This is a genomic window from Streptomyces sp. NPDC023541 (genome assembly GCF_055559995.1).
Genome location: NZ_JBVHJO010000012.1, coordinates 115,155 through 135,299 on the forward strand (window position 1 = coordinate 115,155; position 20,145 = coordinate 135,299).

At 73.0% G+C, this 20,145-nt stretch carries 16 protein-coding genes; 3 read left to right on the top strand and 13 right to left on the bottom strand.

Going from position 1 to position 20,145, the window contains the following annotated elements; all coding sequences use genetic code 11:
- Positions 1–109: 109 nt before the first annotated feature.
- The 10 genes from ACZ3X1_RS26985 to ACZ3X1_RS27030 form a co-directional block, all read right to left on the bottom strand.
- Positions 110–1,387, bottom strand: a complete 1,278-nt coding sequence (locus tag ACZ3X1_RS26985; protein ID WP_356811375.1) for an MFS transporter — start codon at positions 1,385–1,387, stop codon at positions 110–112.
- Between the two features lie 119 nt (positions 1,388–1,506).
- Positions 1,507–2,538 (bottom strand): winged helix DNA-binding domain-containing protein, encoded by a 1,032-nt coding sequence (locus tag ACZ3X1_RS26990; RefSeq protein ID WP_467281253.1) that lies wholly within the window; start codon positions 2,536–2,538, stop codon positions 1,507–1,509.
- Positions 2,539–2,551: 13 nt separating this feature from the next.
- Positions 2,552–3,196: a 4'-phosphopantetheinyl transferase family protein gene (locus ACZ3X1_RS26995; protein ID WP_467281255.1), complete on the bottom strand. Its 645-nt coding sequence runs from the start codon at positions 3,194–3,196 to the stop codon at positions 2,552–2,554.
- Complete coding sequence (locus ACZ3X1_RS27000) at positions 3,196–7,134, bottom strand: amino acid adenylation domain-containing protein (protein ID WP_467281257.1); 3,939 nt, start codon at positions 7,132–7,134, stop codon at positions 3,196–3,198. The genes ACZ3X1_RS26995 and ACZ3X1_RS27000 overlap by 1 nt, the downstream gene beginning before the upstream one ends.
- A gap of 15 nt (positions 7,135–7,149) precedes the next feature.
- Positions 7,150–8,364 carry a cytochrome P450 gene (locus ACZ3X1_RS27005; RefSeq protein WP_362624319.1) on the bottom strand — a complete coding sequence of 405 codons (1,215 nt, stop codon included), beginning with the start codon at positions 8,362–8,364 and terminating at the stop codon, positions 7,150–7,152.
- A 1-nt stretch (position 8,365) separates the two neighbouring features.
- A complete protein-coding gene (locus ACZ3X1_RS27010) occupies positions 8,366–8,569 on the bottom strand; it encodes an MbtH family protein (protein WP_390076834.1) in 204 nt (67 codons plus the stop codon).
- A 16-nt stretch (positions 8,570–8,585) separates the two neighbouring features.
- Positions 8,586–9,332 carry a thioesterase II family protein gene (locus ACZ3X1_RS27015; RefSeq protein WP_467281260.1) on the bottom strand — a complete coding sequence of 249 codons (747 nt, stop codon included), beginning with the start codon at positions 9,330–9,332 and terminating at the stop codon, positions 8,586–8,588.
- Positions 9,333–9,335: 3 nt separating this feature from the next.
- On the bottom strand, positions 9,336–11,165 hold the full coding sequence (locus ACZ3X1_RS27020; protein ID WP_467281263.1) for a non-ribosomal peptide synthetase: 1,830 nt from the start codon (positions 11,163–11,165) through the stop codon (positions 9,336–9,338).
- Positions 11,162–12,673: an aldehyde dehydrogenase family protein gene (locus ACZ3X1_RS27025; RefSeq protein ID WP_467281322.1), complete on the bottom strand. Its 1,512-nt coding sequence runs from the start codon at positions 12,671–12,673 to the stop codon at positions 11,162–11,164. Before ACZ3X1_RS27025 ends, ACZ3X1_RS27020 begins: the two co-directional genes overlap by 4 nt.
- Before the next feature lie 127 nt (positions 12,674–12,800).
- Positions 12,801–13,805, bottom strand: coding sequence for an AfsR/SARP family transcriptional regulator (locus ACZ3X1_RS27030; RefSeq protein ID WP_467281266.1), 1,005 nt, complete (start codon positions 13,803–13,805; stop codon positions 12,801–12,803).
- A gap of 176 nt (positions 13,806–13,981) precedes the next feature.
- On the opposite strand from ACZ3X1_RS27030, the gene ACZ3X1_RS27035 reads away from it, so the two are divergent.
- From ACZ3X1_RS27035 to ACZ3X1_RS27045, 3 genes are all read left to right on the top strand, one after another.
- Positions 13,982–15,583 carry a tryptophan halogenase family protein gene (locus ACZ3X1_RS27035; RefSeq protein ID WP_356811384.1) on the top strand — a complete coding sequence of 534 codons (1,602 nt, stop codon included), beginning with the start codon at positions 13,982–13,984 and terminating at the stop codon, positions 15,581–15,583.
- Between the two features lie 84 nt (positions 15,584–15,667).
- Positions 15,668–16,288: a flavin reductase family protein gene (locus ACZ3X1_RS27040; RefSeq protein WP_390076749.1), complete on the top strand. Its 621-nt coding sequence runs from the start codon at positions 15,668–15,670 to the stop codon at positions 16,286–16,288.
- Positions 16,275–17,570, top strand: a complete 1,296-nt coding sequence (locus ACZ3X1_RS27045; protein ID WP_467281269.1) for a cation:proton antiporter domain-containing protein — start codon at positions 16,275–16,277, stop codon at positions 17,568–17,570. The genes ACZ3X1_RS27040 and ACZ3X1_RS27045 overlap by 14 nt, the downstream gene beginning before the upstream one ends.
- A 35-nt stretch (positions 17,571–17,605) precedes the next feature.
- Here ACZ3X1_RS27045 and ACZ3X1_RS27050 read toward each other — a convergent pair whose 3' ends face one another.
- The 3 genes from ACZ3X1_RS27050 to ACZ3X1_RS27060 are packed head-to-tail and all read right to left on the bottom strand — an operon-like array spanning position 17,606 to position 20,112.
- The gene (locus tag ACZ3X1_RS27050; RefSeq protein ID WP_356811387.1) at positions 17,606–18,115 is read right to left on the bottom strand and encodes a GNAT family N-acetyltransferase; all 510 of its coding nucleotides are present in this window, start codon (positions 18,113–18,115) and stop codon (positions 17,606–17,608) included.
- Between the two features lie 43 nt (positions 18,116–18,158).
- Entirely contained in the window at positions 18,159–18,587 is a 429-nt protein-coding gene (locus tag ACZ3X1_RS27055) for a universal stress protein (protein WP_356811388.1), read from the bottom strand.
- Positions 18,588–18,603: 16 nt separating this feature from the next.
- On the bottom strand, positions 18,604–20,112 hold the full coding sequence (locus ACZ3X1_RS27060; RefSeq protein ID WP_362624328.1) for an APC family permease: 1,509 nt from the start codon (positions 20,110–20,112) through the stop codon (positions 18,604–18,606).
- Positions 20,113–20,145 lie beyond the last annotated feature (33 nt).

Below are 20,145 nucleotides of genomic sequence, written 5' to 3' on the forward strand. Positions count from 1 at the left end.
CGGGCGTGCGGGTGCTGGTGCGGGGTGCAGGGGTGCGCGTGTGCGGGTGGAGGCGGGGGTCGGGAGCGGGTGCCGTTCGGCGGGCACCCGCTCCCGTGGGGCGGGACCGTCAGGCGGTGATCCTGGTCTCGTCCGCGGCCGGAGATCCCTCCTCGGCGGCGTCGTCCCCGCCGGGCATTTCCTTGATCTTGGCGACCGGCCCGCTGAGCAGGGTCAGGCCGCCGATGATGGTGACGGCTCCGGCCACCGCGAGGCCGCCGGTCAGGCCGATCGCCTCGCCGAGCGCGCCGCCGGCGAAGTAGCCGAGGGACAGGGCGCCGTACACCGCGGAGAGCGCGGTGCCGCTGACGCGTCCCATCTGCTCGTTCGGGGTGACACCCTGCACGAGGCTGAGGACGTGGATGTCGAACATCGGGGACACGAAGCCGATGACGGCCTGGACCACGATCAGTCCGACGAAGCCGCCGACCGCGCCGCCCGTCGGGACCAGGATGTAGCCGGCGCCGAGGACGACGGCGGTGATGACCAGGAGGCGGCCCACCGAGAGGCTCTTGGAGACGACCTCGGAGAGCACCGCGCCGACGATGACGAAGACCGACATGACGGCGAAGGCCGCGCCGACCTGGCCGGGGCTGAGGTCCAGCACCTTGTACGCGTAGACGATCAGGAGGGCGTCGCCCATCGCCGCGCCGAGGTTGACCACGACGTTGGCGGTGAACAGGCCGCGCAGGACCGGGTTGCCGAAGAGGGTCCGCATGCCCTCCTTCATCTCCGCCTTCGCGGAGGCCTTCCGCTCCTCGGTCCGCTCGCGCACGTCCCGGTGGCGGATGACCAGCAGGGCGATGAGCGAGATGAGGAAGGTGAACGCGTCGGCGGTGATGGCGCGTGCGGCGCCGAGCAGCTGGATGAGTGCGCCGCCGGCGCCCGCGCCGACCGCCTCGGCGACGCTGCGGCTGATCTGGAGTTTGGTGTTGCCCTCGATGAGGTTCTCGGTGCCGATGAGCTGGGGCAGCCAGGACTGGTACGAGACCTCGAAGAAGGTCGTGAGGCAGCCGGTGACGCCGGCCACGATGAAGAGGTGGGTCATGCTGACGGAGTCGAGCGCGAATGCCAGCGGAATCGTGGCCAGGGCCAAGAAGCGGCCCAGGTCGGCGACGATCATGACGGTGCGCCTCGAGACCCGGTCGGCCACCAGCCCGGCGATCGGGGCGAGCAGCAGGAAGGGGAGGAAGCGCAGCGCGCCGAGCACGCCGACCTCCAAGGCTCCGCCGTCCAGCACCACGACCGCGAGGGTCGGCAGTGCCAGAAGGGAGATCTTGTCGCCGAAGTTGCTGACGGTCTGCCCGAACCACAGGCGATTGAAATCGGAATGCCGACCGAGTGCCATGTCGACGCCCTTTTCTGATTGGGTACGGAATTGTCGGACGGCACTGACGCTATGGACCCCCAGTTAGACCCCGGTTATGAATTCCGGGACTATAGAACGCTTGTAGACATGCGATGAGCTCAGCTGGAGAAGCGTGCGATGTCGGCGCTCTCGCGGGCGATTCCGGCGGCCACCGCCGGGCTCGGGGGCTCGGTTCCGGGAAAGGGTTCGACCTTGACCGGCGTCCCGCGGCGGCCGCCCGACCAGGTGCCGACGGCCAGGCCGTCGACGACCACGGTGGCCCGGATCTGTCCGCCGCCGGGCCACACGCGGCGTTCGTGCTCCGCGGGCACCGACAGGTCCCGGCTGCGGTAGCCGACGAGGTAGTTGTCGTAGGCCGGCAGCAGCCGTACGTCCGGTTCGCCGGGGGCGGGCGGGGCTTCGGGGCCGGTGTCCCGTACGGCGGCCCAGGCGTTCTTGCCCGTCGTGGTCTTCAGCCCCGACCAGTGGACGAAGTCCAGGGCGTCGGAGGGTCCGTGGGCCGCTCGGTAGCGGCGTGCGAGCTCCCGTACGGCCGCCTCCCCCGTGTACGGCAGGGGTCCGGTGGCGGGCAGCCAGTCGTCGAGGAGGACGAAGGTGGCCTCGCCGCCCTGCTGCGGTCCGTGGCAGATGCGGCCGGCGAGGGCGGCGCGGCGGATGAGGTGGAAGGCGGACTGCCCCTTCGGCTCGACCCCGAGGGTGGTGAGCCGGTCGGTGAGCCGGGCGCGGGTCAGCGGGCCCTCCGCGGCGATCGCGTCGGCGATGAGCTGCTCCGAGCGCGCGCACAGGGAGTCGCCCAGGCCCAGTTCGCGCAGGCGCCGGCCGGCGAGCGCCAGGTGGACGGGGCCGAAGAGGGCCAGCAGCCAGCGGGCGTCGGCGGCGGGCACCAGCTGGAGGGTGCCGCGCATGAACCAGCCGCGCACGGCGGTGCGTTCGGTGTCCGTGGCCCGGCGCACGGCCTCCCGCGTCAGCCCGCGGGCCCGCGCCCGCAGTCCGAGCTCCGCCGCGGGCAGGTCCTGGGCCTGGACGGCCAGCACCTGGTCCAGGACGGCGGCGACGGAGTCCTGCCGGACCCCGCCCCCGATCGCCTGTGCGCGCGCCCTGAGCAGCCGTTCGGTCGTACGTCGTTCCACGTTGTCCAGTCTTTCAGCCGAGCAGCCGCAGCCGCATCTCCTCGCGGGCCGCCACACATCCGACGGCCTCCGCGCCGCCCCAGTCCAGCAGCCGCCAGCCGTGCCAGCGCGGCGGCTCCTGCCCGTACACGGGAACGTCGAGGCGGGCGGGCTCGTCGAGCGTGCCCGCCCCGACCTTGACCAGGGACTCCTTTCGTACCCACTGGCGCAGGAAAGCGCGCCGCGGGTGGGTGTCCGACCGCAGGGCGGCCAGTTCCTCCTCCGTGCAGACGGACGAGGCCGTCCGCCAGTCCACGTCCCCGTCGCCGACGGCCTCCACGTCCACGCCGACCGGGCCGTCGGCCGCGGCGGCCGCGACCCAGCCCCGGGTGTGCGCGAGGCTGACGCCGGTGCCGGGCGCCTCGACCAGCCGCGGCCTGCCGTGCGGCCGGTCGCACGAACCGCAGCTCTGAACGACGGTGAGGCTCTGCGCCGGGCGGCCCAGGAGCCGCCCGGCGCAGAGCCGGACCAGTGCGTGCGCGGCCAGGAAGTCGTCGCGGTCGCCGGCCGACCGGAGGGCGCCGGCGCGGTCCAGTTCGGTACGGGTCAGCAGCTCCCGTACGTCGCCGGCCGCCGCCAGCACCGCTCCGGTCGGCCCGGCCAGTGCGAGACCGGCCATCAGCGCCTGCGGCGCAGCACCGCGTAGTAGCCGGGCAGCCGCAGGGCGTCGGAGTCCGACTGGGGGTCGATGGCGTGCAGTTCTATCGCCTCGTCCTCGACGATCTCCCAGCCCTCGTCGCCGAACGCCTCGGCCAGTTCGGGCCGGGTGAAACGGTGCGAGTGACGGACGCCGGCCGCCTCCAGCGGGCCGACCAGGTCCTCGGCGCGGCCGCGCTTGCCGCCCACGAAGCCCAGGTAGCCGAAGGAGTTGCTGGAGTAGTCGGGCTCGTGCACGATCAGCGTTCCCTCCTCGCCCAGCAGCCGGTCGGCGACCGCGGCGAGCCGGGCCCGGGCCTCGGTGTCCAGGACGTGGAAGACACCGCGGACGAAGATGTTGTAGGGCCCCTCCCCCAGGACCGCGGCCTGTGCGGCGTCGGTCATGTCGATCGCCAGGTAGTCGACGTTCGCCACGCCCTCGGCCTCGCGCTTGGCGTGGTCGATGGCGCTGGCGGAGACGTCGACGCCGATGACCGACGGGTAGTGCGGGGCGAGTTCCCGGCTGTAGCGGCCGTTGCCGCAGCCGAGGTCGATGAGCGGCAGGTCGGCGCGGAAGTGGCGCTGCGCCTGGTCGAGGAGCCACTGGAACTCCTCGCCGCTGTCGGCGTCCCAGATGACGTCGCCGCCGCGGCCGGTGCGCCGGATCCCGGCCCAGTAGCGCTCCCAGGCGTCGCCGGTGTCGCGCTCCTGCGCCTGGCCCGCGTCCAGGACCTCCTCGCCGGGCGGCGGGGAGTACCGCTCCCAGACCTCGTCCTCGCCGAGGGCCTCCAGCAGCGCCGTGAACTCCTCGAACATGGAGTCGATGAGCCCGTCGGGGTAGACGGCGGGCAGGAAGTCCCAGTTGAAGGTGAGTCCTTCGGGCTTCTCGAAGACCTGGAAGTCCAGGGAGACCTGCGGGGTCTGGGAGATCCCGTAGACCGGGGCGCCCAGTTCGGTCTCCTCGTACTGCGGCGGGTGGCCGGCCAGGCTGGTCATGACCACGGGCATGGCCGGGGCGAGGGAGCCGCGCAGCTTGGTGAGCTCGCGCAGGACCTGCACCCCGCTGAAGTAGCGGTGTTCCAGGTCGGCCCAGAGACGGCGTTGGACGCCCTGGGCGCGCCCGGCGAAGGTGGAGTCCTGCTGTTCGACGGCGAGCAGCAGGGTGGTGGTGGTGTCGGCGAGCAGCGCGTTGACCTGCGGGTGCAGCGGGAGCCGGTTGAAGAGCGGGAAGTTGATGGTGAACCGGGCCTGGCCGGAGGCCTTCCCGAGGATCTCGGCGTAGGCGGCGGCCAGCACCCCGGAGGGGGTCACCTCGCGGGCGTGTGCCCGCTCCTGGATCCGGGTCCACAGCTCCGGGGAGACGACGTGGCTGCGCCGCTCGAAGCGGACCGGCAGTTCGGGGGCGTCGGCGGGGCGCTGCGGCAGCTCGGGGGCGGGCGGGAGGGTGGCGAGGCGGTCGCGCCAGTACCACTCGGAGCGCCGGTAGATCTCGCTGTCGCGCAGCGAATTGCCGACGGCGAGCACGTAGTCGCGGAAGGTCAGCTCCAGCGGTGCGAGTTCGGCGTCCGGTTCCACGTAGTAGGTGACCAGGTCGGGGATGAGGACCTGGAAGTAGCTCCAGGCGTCGGCGACGAGGAAGTCGAGCGAGAGGTGGATCCGGGCCCGGCCGCCGCCGAGCAGGCTGATCCGGACGTCGAACAGCGGCCAGGCGTCGGCGTCGAGGACCTGGTGGGACAGCCGCTCGCGCAGGGCGGCCAGTTCGGCCGTGCGGGTCTCCTCGCCCTGGCCGCCGAAGTCGGTGACGGGGATCTCGTAGGCCGGGATCTCCTCGAAGACCTGCTGGGTGCCGTCGGGCAGGACACGGGTGCGCAGTGCGTCGTGGCGTTCGACCAGTCGGCGCCAGGCCCTCTCGAAGCGGGGTACGTCGAGCTTCTCGCTCTCCCACTCGAAGTAGCCGTGGCAGCCGACGTTGCCGAGTTCGACGAGTCCGCCGCGGCCGATCCACAGCGCCTGCTGGCTCTCGGTCAGCGGGAACGGCTCGAACCGTGCGGCCGGGTCGGGGACGATCGCGGGAAGGCCGCCGAAGGAGCCGCGGCCGCCGGCGCGTTCGGTGGTGACCAGGGTGGCGAGCTCGGCGACGGTGGGGCAGGTGGACAGGTCGGAGAGGCTCAGCTCGACGCCGTAGCGGCGGCGGATCTCGTCGATGAGCTGGAAGGCCAGCAGCGAGTGCCCGCCCAGCTCGAAGAAGTTGTCGTGGATGCCGACGCCGTCGGTGCGGAACGCCTCGGCCCACAGGCGGCTCAGCCCGTCCTCGACCTCGTTGCGCGGTGCCTCGTAGCCGGCGCCGACGCCGTCGCGGCCCTCCGGGGGTTCGGGCAGGCTGCGCCGGTCGACCTTGCCGTTGGGCAGCCGCGGGAGGGAGGGCAGCACGACGACGGCCGCGGGGACCATGTAGTAGGGCAGGGTGCGGGCGACTTCGGCGCGCACGGCGGCCGAGTCGGGTTCGGCCTCGCCGGTCGGGGAGACGTAGGCGATGAGCCGCTTGTCGCCGGGGCCGCGTTCCTGGGTGGCGACGACGGCCTCGGCGATGCCGTCGAGGCGTGCGATGTGCGTCTCGACCTCGCCGAGCTCGACGCGGAAGCCGCGGATCTTGACCTGGGAGTCGGACCGGCCGAGGAGCTCGACGGCGCCGTCCTCGCGGCGGCGGGCGAGGTCTCCGGTGTCGTAGAGCACCGGGTGCGGGTCGTCGGGGAGGAAGTTGGGGTGGAACTTGGCTGCGGTGAGTTCGGGGCGGCCGTGGTAGCCGGCGGCGACCCCGGCTCCGGAGACGTGCAGCCGGCCGACCTCCCCCTCGGGGACCGGGCGGCCGTCCTCGTCCAGGAGGTGGACGCGGAGGTTGGCGATGGGCACGCCGACCGGGACCTGGCGGGTGGCGCGGATCTCCTCGGGGGTGGCCTGGCTGGTGAAGTCGGTGCCGGCGCCGAGGTCGAGGCAGGACAGGACGTTGGTGGTCTCGGTGGTGCCGTAGGTCATCACCACGCGGAAGGGGGTGTCGACGGGCGGCCAGGTGTGGACGCGCTCGGCCGTGGTCACCAGGATCCGCAGCGCCGTGTCCGCGGGCCAGTCCAGGCCCCACGCGGGCTCGGCCAGCGCCGCCACCAGCATGGTGTGGGTGATGCCCTCGCCGACCAGCCAGTCGCGGATCTGCTCGGGGGTCTGCGCCTGGCCCGCCTCGGGGATGTGGATCGCGGCGCCGGCCGGCAGGTAGGCGAGCCACTCCATGATCTGGACGGCGAAACCGGGGGTGGACATCCAGGAGGCGCGGTCGCCGGGGCGGACCCCGTAGGCGCGGGTGGTCCAGTGGACGAGGTTGGTCAGCGCGCCGTGCCGTTCCAGGACGGCCTTGGGGGTGCCGGTGGAGCCTGAGGTGTAGATGAGGTGGCTGACGGTGTCGGGTCCGGTGACGGACGCGGGCGCCGTGTCCGGCATGCCCTTTCCGGCGGTGGCGACCTCGTCCCGCGGGACGTCCTCGGGTATCCGGCGGCCGAGTTCGGCCGGGGTGAGCACGAGCAGCGGGTCCGCGTCGGCGATCATCGCGGCGAGCCGGTCGTCGGGGTTGACCGGGTCGAGGGCGACGATCGCGGCGCCGGTCTTGAGGATGGCCAGGGAGCCGAGGACGTATTCGGCGCTGCGCGGGTAGCAGAGCCCGATCCGGGTACCGGGCGCGGCTCCGCGGGCGATCAGGGCGTGCGCCAGGCGGTTGCTGGCGGCCTCCAGTTCGGCGTAGGTCCAGGTGCGGCCGCCCTGCGCGAGGGCGGTGGCCGTGGGGGTGCGGGCGGTCTGTCCGGCGAGGAGTTCCGGGTACCCGGTCGTGGGGAACGCGGCGTCCGAACGGTTGAAGTCGACGAGTGCGGTGGTCACAGTACGGGCCCTTTCTTACTTCGCGAAGGCTCGGCTGCGCAGCAGCCGCACGGGGAGACTGTTGATCCCCCAGGTGAAGTTGGACGAGTTGAAGGTGGCGGGGCCGGTCAGTTCGAACCCGTCCAGTACGGCGAGCATCTCGGTGAGCAGGGCGCCGAGTTCGAAGCGGGCGAGGCGGGCGCCGAGGCAGAGGTGGCGGCCGTGCCCGAAGGCGACGTGCCGGTTGGGGCGGCGGTCGACCCGGAAGGAGTGCGGGTCGGCGAAGACGTCCTCGTCCCGGTTGGCCGAGACGTTCCACAGCGTGACTCGGGCGCCGGCTGCGACGGGGATCCCGTTGATCTCGGTGTCGTGGGCGGCGGTGCGCAGGGCGTGCACCCCGGGCGTGGTCCAGCGCAGGATCTCCTCGACGGCGGGGGCGATGCCGTCCTGGCCGAGGCCGCGCAGCAGCCGCCACTGGTCGGGGTGCTCGGCGAACATGTGGACCGCGCCGGCCGCCGAGTAGCGGGTGGTCTCGTTGGCCCCGGACAGGACGCCGTTGAGGTTGAAGACGATCTCGTGGTCGCTGAGCGGCCGTTCGCTGCCGTCGCCCTCGTCCACCAGGGTGTCGTGGGCGATCTGGCTGACCAGGTCCTCGCCGGGGCGGGCCCGGCGTTCGGCGAGCAGCTCGATGAAGTAGAGGAAGATCTCCGAGTGGGCGCTGCTGCGCACCGCTTCGTCCGGGGAGTCGAAGGCGTCGGTGGTCAGGGCGCCGATCCAGGCCCAGTCGGCGCGCGGGATGCCCAGGATCGCGCAGACCACCCGGTTGGGCAGCTGTTTGGCGAGGTCGATGAAGTCCAGTTCGTCGCGTTCGGCGGCCTCGGTGACCAGTTCGCCGACGACCTTCTCGACGAGGGCCTCCAGGCGCGGCATCTGCTGCGGGCCGAAGGCCTGTCCGAGGGCCCGCTTGAGGCGGGTGTGGTGCGGGACGTCGGAGACGATGAGCATGCGCTGGGCGACCGCGGCGACGGCGGCCGGGTCGCTGCCCAGCCGCATCCCGCGGCCGGATGTGAAGGTGTCGCTGTCGGCGTAGACCTTCATGATGTCGCGGTGCCGGCTCAGCGCCCAGAAGCCGCCGTCCTCGCTGCCGGGCTCGGGGTGCCAGTGGACGGGCGAGTTGGCGCGCAGCCAGGTGAAGGTCGGCCAGAAGTCGTTGCGGCCGAAGGGGCCCGGGTCGAGCAGGTCGATCTCCATCTCAGGCTCCTCGCAGGCTGAGCGGGCGGGTGTCGGGCCAGTGGGCGTCGACGAAGGCGGCGCATTCGTCCTCGGTGCCGTCGAAGCCGGCCGGCGTCCAGCCGTCGGGCGTCTCGCGCGTGGCGGGGTACAGCGCGTACTGCCCCTCGTGGTTCACGAGGACCTGGTGGGTGGTGGGCACGGTGTCCTCCGGGCTCGGGCCGATGGGTGCGGGCGGGCTGTCAGGCGGTCGGGGAGAGGGGCGCGCCCTCGCCCCGCAACAGGGCGCTCAGGTGGTCCAGTACGGGCTGGGGGCGGCGCAGTACGGCGTGGTGGCCGCCGGTGGTGGTGTGCCGGGAGAAGCCGGCGGTGGTGACCGCCGCCCAGCCGTCCAGGTCGGCCGTGCTGACGGTCTCGTCGCCGTCGGCCCCCCAGGCGTGCACGGGCACGGAGAGCGGGACGCCCGGCCGGTGGACGTAGCTCAGGGACAGCTGGGCGTCCTTGCGAAGCATCCCGACCATCAGGGCGCGGGTGTCCTCGTCGAGCAGTCGGGGATCGAGGTCGGCGGTGTCGAAGAGCTTGTCGAGCTCCTCCCCGTCGTCGACGATGCCGCGGCCGGCTCCGGTCCAGTGGCCGGGCGCCCGGCAGCCGCTGACCACCAGGGCGCGCGGGGTGACCCGGCGCGAGACCTCGTAGCCGAGGAGGCCGCCGAAGCTGTGCCCGAAGACGATCAACGGCCGGTTCCCGACGGTGGACGCCAGTTCGGCCGCGATGGCCTCGACGGCCTCCTCGAAGGTGTCCGGCATGGGCTCCCGCCAGCGGTTCTCCCGGCCCGGCAGCTGTACGCCGTACACCTGCGCGGTGCCCTCCAGCGCGGGCTGCCAGGCGCGGAACTGCTGGCATCCCGCCCCGGCGGGGGGCAGGCACAGCAGTACGGGAAGGGCCGGGTCGGCGGGGTCCGCCGTCCAGGTGGAGATCCAGGTGCCCACGGCCTACGCCCCTTCGGCGGCGTCGGCCGCGTCGGTGGCGGCCACGCCCTGTTCGGCCGCGAGCCGGTCGATCTCGGCGGCGACGTCGGCGACCGTCGGCCGGGCCAGCAGCGCACCGAGGCCGACGCGCAGGCCGGTGGCGCGGCGCAGCTCCGACACCGCGCGGGCGGCGGCCAGGGAGTGGCCGCCCAGATCGAAGAAGTCCGCCTCGGGGCCGGTGACCTCGCTGCCGAGCACCTCGGCCCACACGGTCATCACGATGCGCTCGCTCGGGCTGACCGCGGCGCCGGCGGCGCCCGGTCCGTCGCCGCGTTCCGGCTCCGCCAGGGCCCGGGCCAGCGCCGCGCGGTCGGCCTTGCCGGTCGCCAGGGTCGGGATCCGGTCCAGTACCCGCACCGTGCCCGGGACCGCTGCCGCGGGCAGCTGCTTGCGGCAGCGCTCCACGACCCGGGTGGCGAGCCCCGCCGGGTCGGCCACGCCGGGTGCCGCGACGACGGCGAGGCCGAGGTTCTGCCCGGGGGCCAGCGGGCAGCAGGCGGCGGCGACGACCTCGGGGAGTTCGGCGGCGACGCGCTCCACCTCGCCGAGTTCGATGCGGTGGCCGCGGATCTTCACCTGGTCGTCCCGGCGGCCCCGGTACTCCAGTTCGCCGCCGTCGCGGCGGATCACCACGTCGCCGGTGCGGTACATGCGGGTGCCGCCTCCCTGGAAGGGGTCGGGCAGGAAGCGGCTGGCGGTGAGACCTGGGCGGCCCCGGTAGCCGCGGGCGACGGCGGGCCCGCCGAGGTAGAGCTCGCCCTCGGTGCCCGCGGGCACCGGCCGCAGCTCCTCGTCCAGCACGTACGCCCGGTAGCCGGGCAGCGGGCGTCCGATGCTGGTCACGTCGTCCCCTCGTCGGCTGTCGGCCCAGGTGGCGGCGATGGTCACCTCCGTCGGCCCGTACACGTTGAGCAGCCGGCGGCCCCGGGCGAACCGCTCGGCCAGTGCGGCCGGGCAGGCCTCCCCGGCGACGACGACCACCTCGGCGGCGTCGAGGCCCGCGCCGTGGGCGGCGAGCAGCGACGGTGTGAGGGAGACCGTGCGCAGTCCGGCGGGCAGCGGCTCGCGGCCCTCCGCGGCGGCCTGGCGCAGTCCGTCGAGGGAGAGGTCGGTGAGGGCCACCCCCTGGCCGTGGACGAGGTAGAGCAGGGTGCACCAGAGCCAGCCGTCGAAGGCGGGCGAAACGGCGTTGAGTCCGAGTCCGCCGGGGGGCAGGCCGAGTCCGCGGAGGGCCTCGACGAAGGTGTCCAGGCCGCGGTAGGTGACCTCGACGCCCTTGGGGCGGCCGGTGGTTCCGGAGGTGTAGATGAGGTAGGCGCAGCCGTCGGGGGCGGGCGGGGACACCGCGAGTGCGCCGGGGGCGCCGCGGCGGACCTCGCGGGGGGTCAGGAGGCCGATGCCGCCGGCCTCCAGGCCGGCGGGCACCGCGGGGGCGACCAGGACGGCCGCGCCGGCGTCGCGCAGTACCCCGCCGAGGCGCTCGACGGGATGCCCCGGGTCCAGCGGTACGGCCGTCCCGCCCAGGCTCCAGACGGCGAGCAGGGCGGGCACGCTCTCCCGGGACCGGCCCAGCAGGAGCGCGACCGGGGTCTCCGGGCCGACTCCGGCGCGGGCGAGGGCGGCGGCGTACCGGGCGGTGCGGGCGGTCAGCGCCGCGTAGGTGAGGTTGCCGTCCGCGGCCTTGACCGCGGTCTCGTTCGGCTGTTCGCGGGTCCACCGTTCCAGGCGGGCGAACAGCGGCGGGAGCGCGCCCGGGGCGCTCGCCCCGGCCTCCCCGGCATGGGGCTCGGTCATCCGTCGTTCCTCTCGGTGTCCGCGGGGCGGGCGGCCTCGGTGGCCCGCAGCCGCGGGCCGACCACCTGGCCCCCCGTGCCCTGCGGGAGCTGCATCGACTTGGTCTCCAGGAAGGCCTCCAGTCCGGCCGTGCCGCACTCGCGCCCGATCCCGGACTGCTTGAACCCGCCGAACGGCGCGGCCGGGTTGAACTGGCCGCCGTTGACGTCGACCAGGCCGGAGCGGAAGCGGCGCGCCATCCGCTGGGCGCGGGCGTCGTCGCCGGACCAGACCGCGCCGTGCAGCCCGTAGCGGGTGCCGTTGACGATCCGGACCGCCTGCTCCTCGTCGTCGTAGGGGATGACGGACAGCACCGGTCCGAAGATCTCCTCCTGGGCGATCGTGGTGAGCGGGTCGACGTCGGCGAAGACCGTCGGCTGGACGTAGTAGCCGGTGTCCAGGCCGGCGGGCCGGCCGGGGCCGCCGCGGACCAGGCGGGCGCCGCCCTCCTCGACGCCGCGGCGGATGTATGCGGTGACCCGGGCGTGCGCGGCCGCGGACACCAGCGGGCCGAGGTCGGTCGCCGGATCGCGCGGGTCGCCGGTGACGTAGCCGTCCATGGCCCGGCCGGCGAGCTCCACGGCCTCGTCCTGTCGCTCGCGCGGCACCAGCAGCCTGCTCCACTGCAGGCAGGTCTGGCCGGTGTTGAAGAGCATCTGGTCGACGGTGGCGGCCACGGCCGGGGCCAGGTCCGCGTCGTCGAGGACGAGGCCGGCGTTCTTGCCGCCGAGTTCGAGGTGGACGCGCTTGAGGCGGTCGGCGCCGAGGGCGCAGACCTGGCGGCCGGCCCGGGTGGAACCGGTCAGGGAGACCACGTCGACCAGCGGGTGGGTGACCAGGGCCGTGCCTATGGAGTCGCCGGTGCCGACGACCATGTTGAAGACGCCGGGCGGCAGGTCCGCCTCGGCGACGGCCTCGGCGAGCAGCCGGGCGTGCAGCGGGGTGATCTCGCTCGGCTTGTGCACGACGGTGCAGCCGGCCGCCAGCGCCGGGAGGATCTTCTGCACGGTGAGCAGCAGCGGGGTGTTCCACGGGGTGATGCAGGCGGCGACCCCGGCGGCCTCGCGCACGACGAGCGAGTGGCCCACCCGCTGCTCGAAGGCGTAGGAGGCGGCGGTCTCGACGCAGTGCGCGGCCATGCCGAGGGAGAGCCCGACGTGGGTGTGGCGGGCCATTCGGGCGGGCGCGCCCACCTCGGCGGTGATGATCTCGGCGAAGCGGTCGGCCCGTACCTCCATGGCCTCGACGACCCTGCGCAGCAGGGCGGTCCGTTCGCGCAGCGGGGTGGCGGCCCAGCCTTCGAAGGCGGCCGCTGCGGCACGCGCCGCGAGGTCGGCGTCCCGGGCGGTGCCGGCGGGGACGGTGGCCAGGGGGCGCTCGGTGGCGGGGTCGGTCACGACGAGGCGGCCGTCCGCTTCGGAGGCGACCCACGCGCCGCCGATCCACTGGTCGGTGTAACGCGGCGGCAGGGGGGCCGCGTTGGGGTCGTCGCCGGGTGGTCTGGAGCCCTGCGGCACGGTCGGCACGGTCAGCACGGTCACGGTGGAGTCCTCACTCGGTCGCGGAATTCACGGGCTCGCTGAACAGCGGTGTCGGTCACGCGGTCGCAGGGTCGGCGGTGCGGGCCAGGACGGCCGGGGCCCGGTTGTCGGGCCTGGCCCTGCGTACGGGCCGGGCCAGGGCGGTGGTACGGACATCAGCGCTCCACGCGGGTGTTCCGGGCTGGCGCCCGGCGGGCCGCAGGGCGCGGACCGCGGCGGGGGCGCCGCCGACGGAGGCGGGAGCGGGCGCGGGCCCTGGTGCGGCGGCGCGGGCGGCGCCCGGGATCAGGGCGCGCAGCAGCCGCTGGGTCTCGTGGCCGGGCGCCACGGCAAGTTCGTCGCGCATCCGGCGGGCGCACAGCTCGTACCAGCGCCGTACGCAGGCCAGTTCGCCGCGTCGGCCGTGCGCGGCCATCAGCGCCCGGTAGGTCTCCTCGTGGTGGCGGTCGATCTCCAGCGTGCGCTTGCAGAGTTCGATCAGCTCCACGAAGTCCTCGCGGTCCTCGGCGTCGGCGCGCAGCACGCCCAGGGCCCGCAGGACCAGCGCCCTGAGGTATTCGCGCTGTTCGACGACCCAGTCGGCGCTCTCGCCGCGCAGGAACTCGCCGCCGTAGAGGGCGATCGCCGCCCGCAGCCGCGTCCGGGCGAGCGCGGTGTCGCCGGCGGTGGCTGCCCGCAGCCCGGCGTGTACGAGTTCCTGGAAGCGGTCGAGGTCGGACCACAGTCCGGTGACGTTGAGGACGTAGCCGAAGTCGCGGTAGACCAGCTGGATCCCGGAGTCCCCGGGGCGGTCGGGGTGGGCGTCCAGCACCCGGCGCAGTGCGTGGGCGGCGACCTTGAGCGAGCTGCCCGCGGTGCTGTCGGTGCCCGGCCACAGGGAGGCGTAGAGCCGGTCGCGGGTGAGCATCTGACCGCGGTGGACGACGAGGTACTGGAAGAGGCCGCGGGCCTTGCCGGCCCGCCAGCGCCGTACGGGCGTCCCGTTCACGGTCAGCTCGAAATCGCCCAGGAAGCGGACGCGTACTGCCGGCCCCGCTGTCTCGGTCGCTGCGGTGGTCATCGCGTCCTCCCGGTCGTCGTCCGCCTGCCGCTGTGCCTGCGGGACGAGTGTGTTCGCGGGGCCTACAACGGGCCTACAACGGCTGGATCCTTTCGGTGTAGAGCGGTGATAGGGCGCTTTTCGACACTGATGAGCACGACCACCCGAACCGCCGACTCCGAAATGAGGGCTGTTTCATGACCAGCACCGACACCCGGCTTCAGAAGGTCGTCATCCTGGGAGGCGGCACGGCCGGCTGGATGACGGCCGCGTATCTCGGCAAGGCGCTCCAGGGAACGGTCGACATCACCGTGCTCGAAGCGCCGACGATCCCGCGCATCGGGGTCGGCGAGGCCACCGTCCCCAATCTCCAGCGCTCCTTCTTCGACTACCTGGGGATCGCCGAGGACGAGTGGATGCGGGAGTGCAACGCCAGCTTCAAGATGGCCGTGCGCTTCGTGAACTGGCGGACCGACGGACAGGGCGAGTCGACCGCCCGGGAACTGCCGGGCGGCGGTCCGGACCACTTCTACCACCCCTTCGGTCTCCTCCCGGACTACGACCAGACGCCGCTGTCGCACTACTGGTTCAAGCGCAAGTACGAGGGCCGCACCACCGAGCCGTTCGACTACGCCTGCTTCCGCGAGCCTCCCGTGATGGACGCGATGAAGGCCCCGCGCTGGCTCGACGGCCGTCCGGCCACCCGGTACGCCTGGCACTTCGACGCCCAGCTGGTGGCCGACTTCCTGCGCCGCTTCGCCACCGAGAAGCAGGGCGTGAACCACGTCCAGGACGAGATGGTCCGGGTCGAGCAGGACTCCCGCGGGTACGTGACGACGCTGCACACCAAGGGCGGACTGGCCCTGGACGCCGACCTGTTCGTGGACTGCTCCGGCTTCCGCGGGCTGCTGATCAACCAGGCGATGCAGGAGCCCTTCATCGACATGAGCGACCACCTGCTGTGCGACAGCGCGGTCGCGACGGCCGTCCCGCACGACGACGAGTCGAACGGAGTGGAGCCGTACACCTCGGCGATCGCCATGTCCTCCGGCTGGGCCTGGAAGATCCCCATGCTGGGCCGCTTCGGCACCGGCTACGTGTACTCCAGCAAGTTCACCGACCAGGACACCGCCACCCGCGAGTTCGCGGACATGTGGGGCCTGGACGTGGAGGAGACGAAGTTCAACCACATTCGCTTCCGTGTCGGCCGCAACCGCCGCGCGTGGGTGAAGAATGTGGTCAGCATCGGCCTGTCGTCCTGCTTCCTGGAGCCGCTGGAGTCGACCGGCATCTACTTCATCACGGCCGCGATCTACCAGCTGGCCAAGCACTTCCCGGACAAGACCTTCAACGAGGGCCTGGTCAACAGCTTCAACCACGAGATCGAGGTGATGTTCGACGACACCCGCGACTTCATCCAGGCGCACTTCTTCTACGCGCCGCGCAACGACACGCCGTTCTGGCAGGCCAACAAGAAGCTGGTCCTCCCCGACAACATCAAGCAGAAGATCTCCGCCTACAAGGCCGGCCTGCCCATCAACTCCCCGATCACCGACGAGTCCACGTACTACGGCAACTTCGAGGCGGAGTTCCGCAACTTCTGGACCAACGGCAGCTACTACTGCATCTTCGCCGGCCTCGGTCTGGAGCCGGACGCCCCGCTGCCCACCCTCGCGCACCGGCCCGAGTCGGTGGCCGGCGCCGAACCGCTCTTCGACACCGTCAAGCGCCAGCAGCAGAACCTGCTGGAGACCCTCCCCAGCGCCTACGACTACCTGCGCCAACTGCACGGCGCGTAAGGCCCTCCGCGACCGCGGCCCGGCAGCACGGCACTCCGCCGGCGGCCGGGCCGTTGTCGCTTCCAGCCACCTCAGGAGTCAGACATGCCCCACCGCTCCGCGCCCCATCCCGCCGCGCCGGACGAGTCGGCCAGAAACCGCCGCGCGGACCTCCGGCCCTTCATGGCTGCCTTCCCCACCGGGGTGTCCATCGTCACCACCCTGGACCCGGACAGCGTGCCCCATGGCCTGACCTGCAGCTCCGTCGCGAGCGTCGCACTCGAACCGCCCACGGTCGTGGTGTGCGTACGGGCGGCGAGCCCGACGCTCGCGGTGGTGCTCCGGCAAGGGGCCTTCGCCCTGAACCTGCTGCACGAGCGGGCTCGCGGTGCCTCCGACCTGTTCGCCTCGGGCGCGCCCGACCGCTTCGAGCGGATCGAGTGGCGGCTGCCGCTGGGGGCGGGCGGCCCGCACCTGACGGCGGACGCGCACGCCGTGGCGGACTGCGCCGTGGTCAGGACCGTCGGGTTCGGGGACCACACGGCCGTCTTCGCCGAGGTCCGCCGGGTGACCGTACGGGAGGACCCGCAGCCCCTGCTGTACGGCCTGCGCCGCTACGCGCAGTGGTCGCAGGCGGCCTCGGTCCCGCCGCCGGCCCCGCACCTCGTCCCGTCCGCCGCTCTGCGTCCCGGCGCCCCCGAAGGAGGCACCCGTGTCGTCCGTTGACCCGCTGCCCGCACTGCTGGTCGCCGTTCCGGTGGTGATCCTCGCCTGCCAGGTGGGAGCCGCGGTCTGCCGTCGCTTGGGCCAGCCCCCGGTGGTGGGCGAGATCGCCACCGGCATCCTGCTGGGCCCGTCCCTGCTGGGGTGGATCTGGCCCCAGGCCCAGCACGCGCTGTTCCCCGCGTCCGTCCTGCCGTACACCTCGGTGCTCGGCCAACTCGGCCTGCTCGCCTTCATGTTCCTGGTCGGCCTGGAGCTCGACCTGAAGAACCTGCGCGGTCACACCCGCGTCGCGGTCGCCGTGAGCCAGGCCGGAATGCTCCTGCCACTGGCCCTGGGCGCGCTCCTCGCGATCGCGATGTACGACGGTTTCGCCCCGGACGGCGTGGGCCGGATGCCGTTCACCCTGTTCATGGCCGTCGCCATGAGCATCACGGCCTTCCCCGTACTGGCCCGGATACTCATCGACCGGGGCCTGTACGCAACCCGGCTCGGAGCGCTCGCCATGGCCTGCGCGGCCGTGGACGACGTCGTCGCGTGGTGCCTGCTGGCGCTGGTGGTGGCCCTCTCCTCGGCCGGATCCCCGATGGAGGCGGCCACCACGGCCGGCCTCGCCGTGGCCTTCACCCTGGTCATGCTGTACGCGGTGCGGCCGCTGCTGGCGCGCTGGGCGGCCCGCGCCGACCGGGCCGGGGACGCGATGGTCCTGGTGGCGCTCTTCAGCGGGCTGAGCCTGTCCGCGCTGGCCACCGACCGGATCGGCGTGCACGCGCTGTTCGGCGCGTTCCTGTTCGGGGTGGTCACCCCGCGCGCCGGGGGGCGCATCGAGGTGGCGGCGGCCCGGCTGCGGGCCTTCACGGTGCCCGTGCTGCTGCCGCTGTTCTTCGTGCACACGGGGCTGCGCACCGACATCGGGGGCCTGACGGCCTCGCCCGAGCTGTGGCTGTGGACGGCCGCCATCCTGGCGGTCGCCTTCCTCGGCAAATGGGGCGGCGCCACGGGAGCGGCACGCGCGAGCGGAAGACCGTGGCGGGAGGCCCTGTCGATCGGCGCCCTGATGAACTGCCGGGGGCTGACCGAGCTGGTGGTGCTCAACGTCGGTCTCGAACTGGGCGTGATCGGGCCGCAGTTGTTCACCATGCTCGTACTGATGGCGCTGGTGACGACGGCGATCACCAGCCCGGCACTGACCCGGCTGCGCGCCACGGAGGCGGCCGGGCAGGACGGGGCGACCGCCCCGGAGGTGGCCCCGTCCCCGTCCGAGAACGCGCTGTCCCGCCCCTGACGACCGGCCCCGGCCGGCGGATGCCTGACGGTTGTTCAGGTACCCGCCGGCCGCTGCCTTTCCTCGGTCAGGTCCCGTACGTAGCGGACCGCCGGGCGGCCGTCCAGTACGGTCTCCCCCGCCGGCAGGAACCCGGTGCGCTGCAGGACCGTGCGTGATCCGGTGTTGTCGACGGTCGCGGCGGCGCGCAGGGTCCGCAGCCCGTACGTGTCCGCCGCGAGCACCAGGACCTGCCGGACGGCGCTGGTGGCCAGGCCCCGGCCGGCCGCGTCCTTCGCGACGCGGAAGCCCAGTTCGGCGGAGCCGTCCTCGACGTCGATCAGGTTCACCCGTCCCAGCACCTCCCCGTCCCCGCCGATGATCAGGTGCAGGTGGTCACGGCCGGCGGCCTGCCCGGCGAGGAGTTCGTCGTGGCGGGCGTCGAAGTCGGCGAAGTACGCGTCCGTGCGGTCGGGCACCGACTCCGCGAAGTAGGCGCGGTTGGCACGTTCGAACGCGAGCAGGGCCGGGGCGTGGTCGGCTCGGAGCCGCTGGAGTTCCGTCATCGGAGCATCGTAGGGGCGTGGACCCCTCCACGGCCTGCGGGTTTCAGCGTGGCGGCGGACCCTCGGTCGGTACGCAGAGCACGGGGACCGGCGAGAGGTGCAGGAGCTTGTGCGGGGTGGAGCCGAGCAGGGCGCCGCGCATCGGGCTGTCGCCCCAGCTGCCGACGATGATGACCCGGGCACTGTGGCGTTCGGCGGCGTCGAGCAGGGCCTGGGCCGGCTTCTCGTCGACGACCTCGACCGTCGAGGGGACACCGGCGGCGTCGGCCTCCTCCACGGCGTGGGCGAGGGCGCTGCGGCCCGCCTGGCGGACGGCTTCGCGGTGGGCCCGGTACTCCTCGCCGGTGCTGCCCGGGGCGGCGGCTCCGTAGACGAGGACGAGCGGTTCTCCGAAGGCGGTGGCCACCTCCAGCGCCACGGACAGGGCGCGTTCCGCGCCGGGCGACTCGTCGTATCCAAGGACCACGGACATCGGGCCTCCTGCCTCCTCAGCGCTTCCCGGCGTGGACGAGGGCCGGGTCGACCACTCCCCGGCGCTCCTGCCAGAACCGGCCGTCGCGGACCCGCCAGAAGCACATGACGAGCACGCCGACGAGGGCGATCGCGATTCCGATGACCAGCGGCGGGCCGAGCCCGAACCAGGAGGCGCCGCTCGCCGAGTTCTCCGGGTTCGACATGTCGCCGATCGACTCGACCAGCAACCAGATCAGCAGGCCGGCGCCGACCACCGGGCCGACGCCGATGAGCAGGAGGTTGTGCGGGCCCTCCAGCAGGTGGCGGCGGTAGTAGACGGCGCAGGCCAGGCCGGTGAGCGCGTAGTAGAAGGCGATGAGCAGGGACAGCGCGGTGAGCGAGTCCAGGAGCGCGTTCTCGCTGATCTGGTTGACGATCAGGTACCAGCCGATCGCGATGCCGGCCACCCACCACGTGCTGACGTCCGGGGTCCTGAACCGAGGATGGATGTGGGCGAGGTGCGGTGGCAGGGCGTGCCGGCGGGCCATGGACAGGGCGGTGCGGGAGGCGGGGATGATCGTGGTCTGCGTGGAGGCGAGTGCGGAGGTGCAGACGGCGAGGAGCACCATCCAGTCCCAGCCGCCCATGACCTCGTGGGCGAGCACGGCGAAGATGGCCTCCTCCTCGCCCGCGTTCTCGGCGAGGAAGACGGTGCCGGCGTAGCCGACGACCGCGAAGCCCACGGACAGGTAGGTGACCAGGAGGATCACCGTCGACCAGATCCCGGCCCGGCCGGGTGCGGTGGCGGAGTTTTCGACCTCTTCGGTGAGGTTGACCGCGGATTCCCAGCCCCAGTACATGAACACGCCGAGCAGCAGTCCGCCGGTGAGGGCGGCGCCGCCGGCACCGAAGGGGTTGAGCCAGCTGATGGACGGCTCGATCTCCTCGAGGGTGCTGGTGCCGGCGTAGACGCGGTAGATGGCGACCACCGCGAAGGCCAGGAGGAAGAAGACCTGCGCGAGGATGAGGATGTCCTGGAGGTGGGCGGACAGCTCGGTGCCGATGACGCAGATCGCGGTCATGGCCAGGATCACGGCGACGGTGAGGCCCTGCCGGATCCAGGCGTTGGCGGCCCAGTCGTCCAGGCCGAAGGCGAGCAGCCCGAAGTTGACGGCGACGTCCGCGAGCGAGCCGATGACCAGCACGCCCGTCATGGCGATCGCCCAGCCTCCGAGCCAGCCCGCCCATGGGCCCATGGCCCGGGTGACCCAGGAGAAGGTCGTGCCGCAGTCCTGGTCGACCTTGTTGAGGTAGTAGAAGGCGGCGGCGATGAGCAGCATCGGCACGAAGGAGGCCAGCATCACGCCCGGTGCGTAGATCCCGACCAGGGCCACGATCGGCCCGAGGACGGCGGCCAGGGAGTAGGCGGGCGAGGTCGAGTTCAGGCCGATGACGAGCGCGTCGAGGAACCCGATCGCGTTGGCCTTGAGCCCCGCTTCCTGCGTGGGCGTCGCGGGGCCGTCGCCCGCCCGGTCATGGCTCATGTACGCATGTTCACGCAGGCGGCCCGTGCGCGC

Bases quoted from the DNA above. Each gene is read 5' to 3' on its own strand.
- ACZ3X1_RS27030 (WP_467281266.1), bottom strand. From the start codon at position 13,805: ATGACCACCGCAGCGACCGAGACAGCGGGGCCGGCAGTACGCGTCCGC.
- ACZ3X1_RS27035 (WP_356811384.1), top strand. From the start codon at position 13,982: ATGACCAGCACCGACACCCGGCTTCAGAAGGTCGTCATCCTGGGAGGC.
- ACZ3X1_RS26995 (WP_467281255.1), bottom strand. From the start codon at position 3,196: ATGGCCGGTCTCGCACTGGCCGGGCCGACCGGAGCGGTGCTGGCGGCG.
- ACZ3X1_RS27060 (WP_362624328.1), bottom strand. From the start codon at position 20,112: ATGAGCCATGACCGGGCGGGCGACGGCCCCGCGACGCCCACGCAGGAA.
- ACZ3X1_RS27050 (WP_356811387.1), bottom strand. From the start codon at position 18,115: ATGACGGAACTCCAGCGGCTCCGAGCCGACCACGCCCCGGCCCTGCTC.
- ACZ3X1_RS27055 (WP_356811388.1), bottom strand. From the start codon at position 18,587: ATGTCCGTGGTCCTTGGATACGACGAGTCGCCCGGCGCGGAACGCGCC.
- ACZ3X1_RS26985 (WP_356811375.1), bottom strand. From the start codon at position 1,387: ATGGCACTCGGTCGGCATTCCGATTTCAATCGCCTGTGGTTCGGGCAG.
- ACZ3X1_RS27040 (WP_390076749.1), top strand. From the start codon at position 15,668: ATGCCCCACCGCTCCGCGCCCCATCCCGCCGCGCCGGACGAGTCGGCC.
- ACZ3X1_RS27020 (WP_467281263.1), bottom strand. From the start codon at position 11,165: ATGACCGAGCCCCATGCCGGGGAGGCCGGGGCGAGCGCCCCGGGCGCG.
- ACZ3X1_RS27005 (WP_362624319.1), bottom strand. From the start codon at position 8,364: ATGGAGATCGACCTGCTCGACCCGGGCCCCTTCGGCCGCAACGACTTC.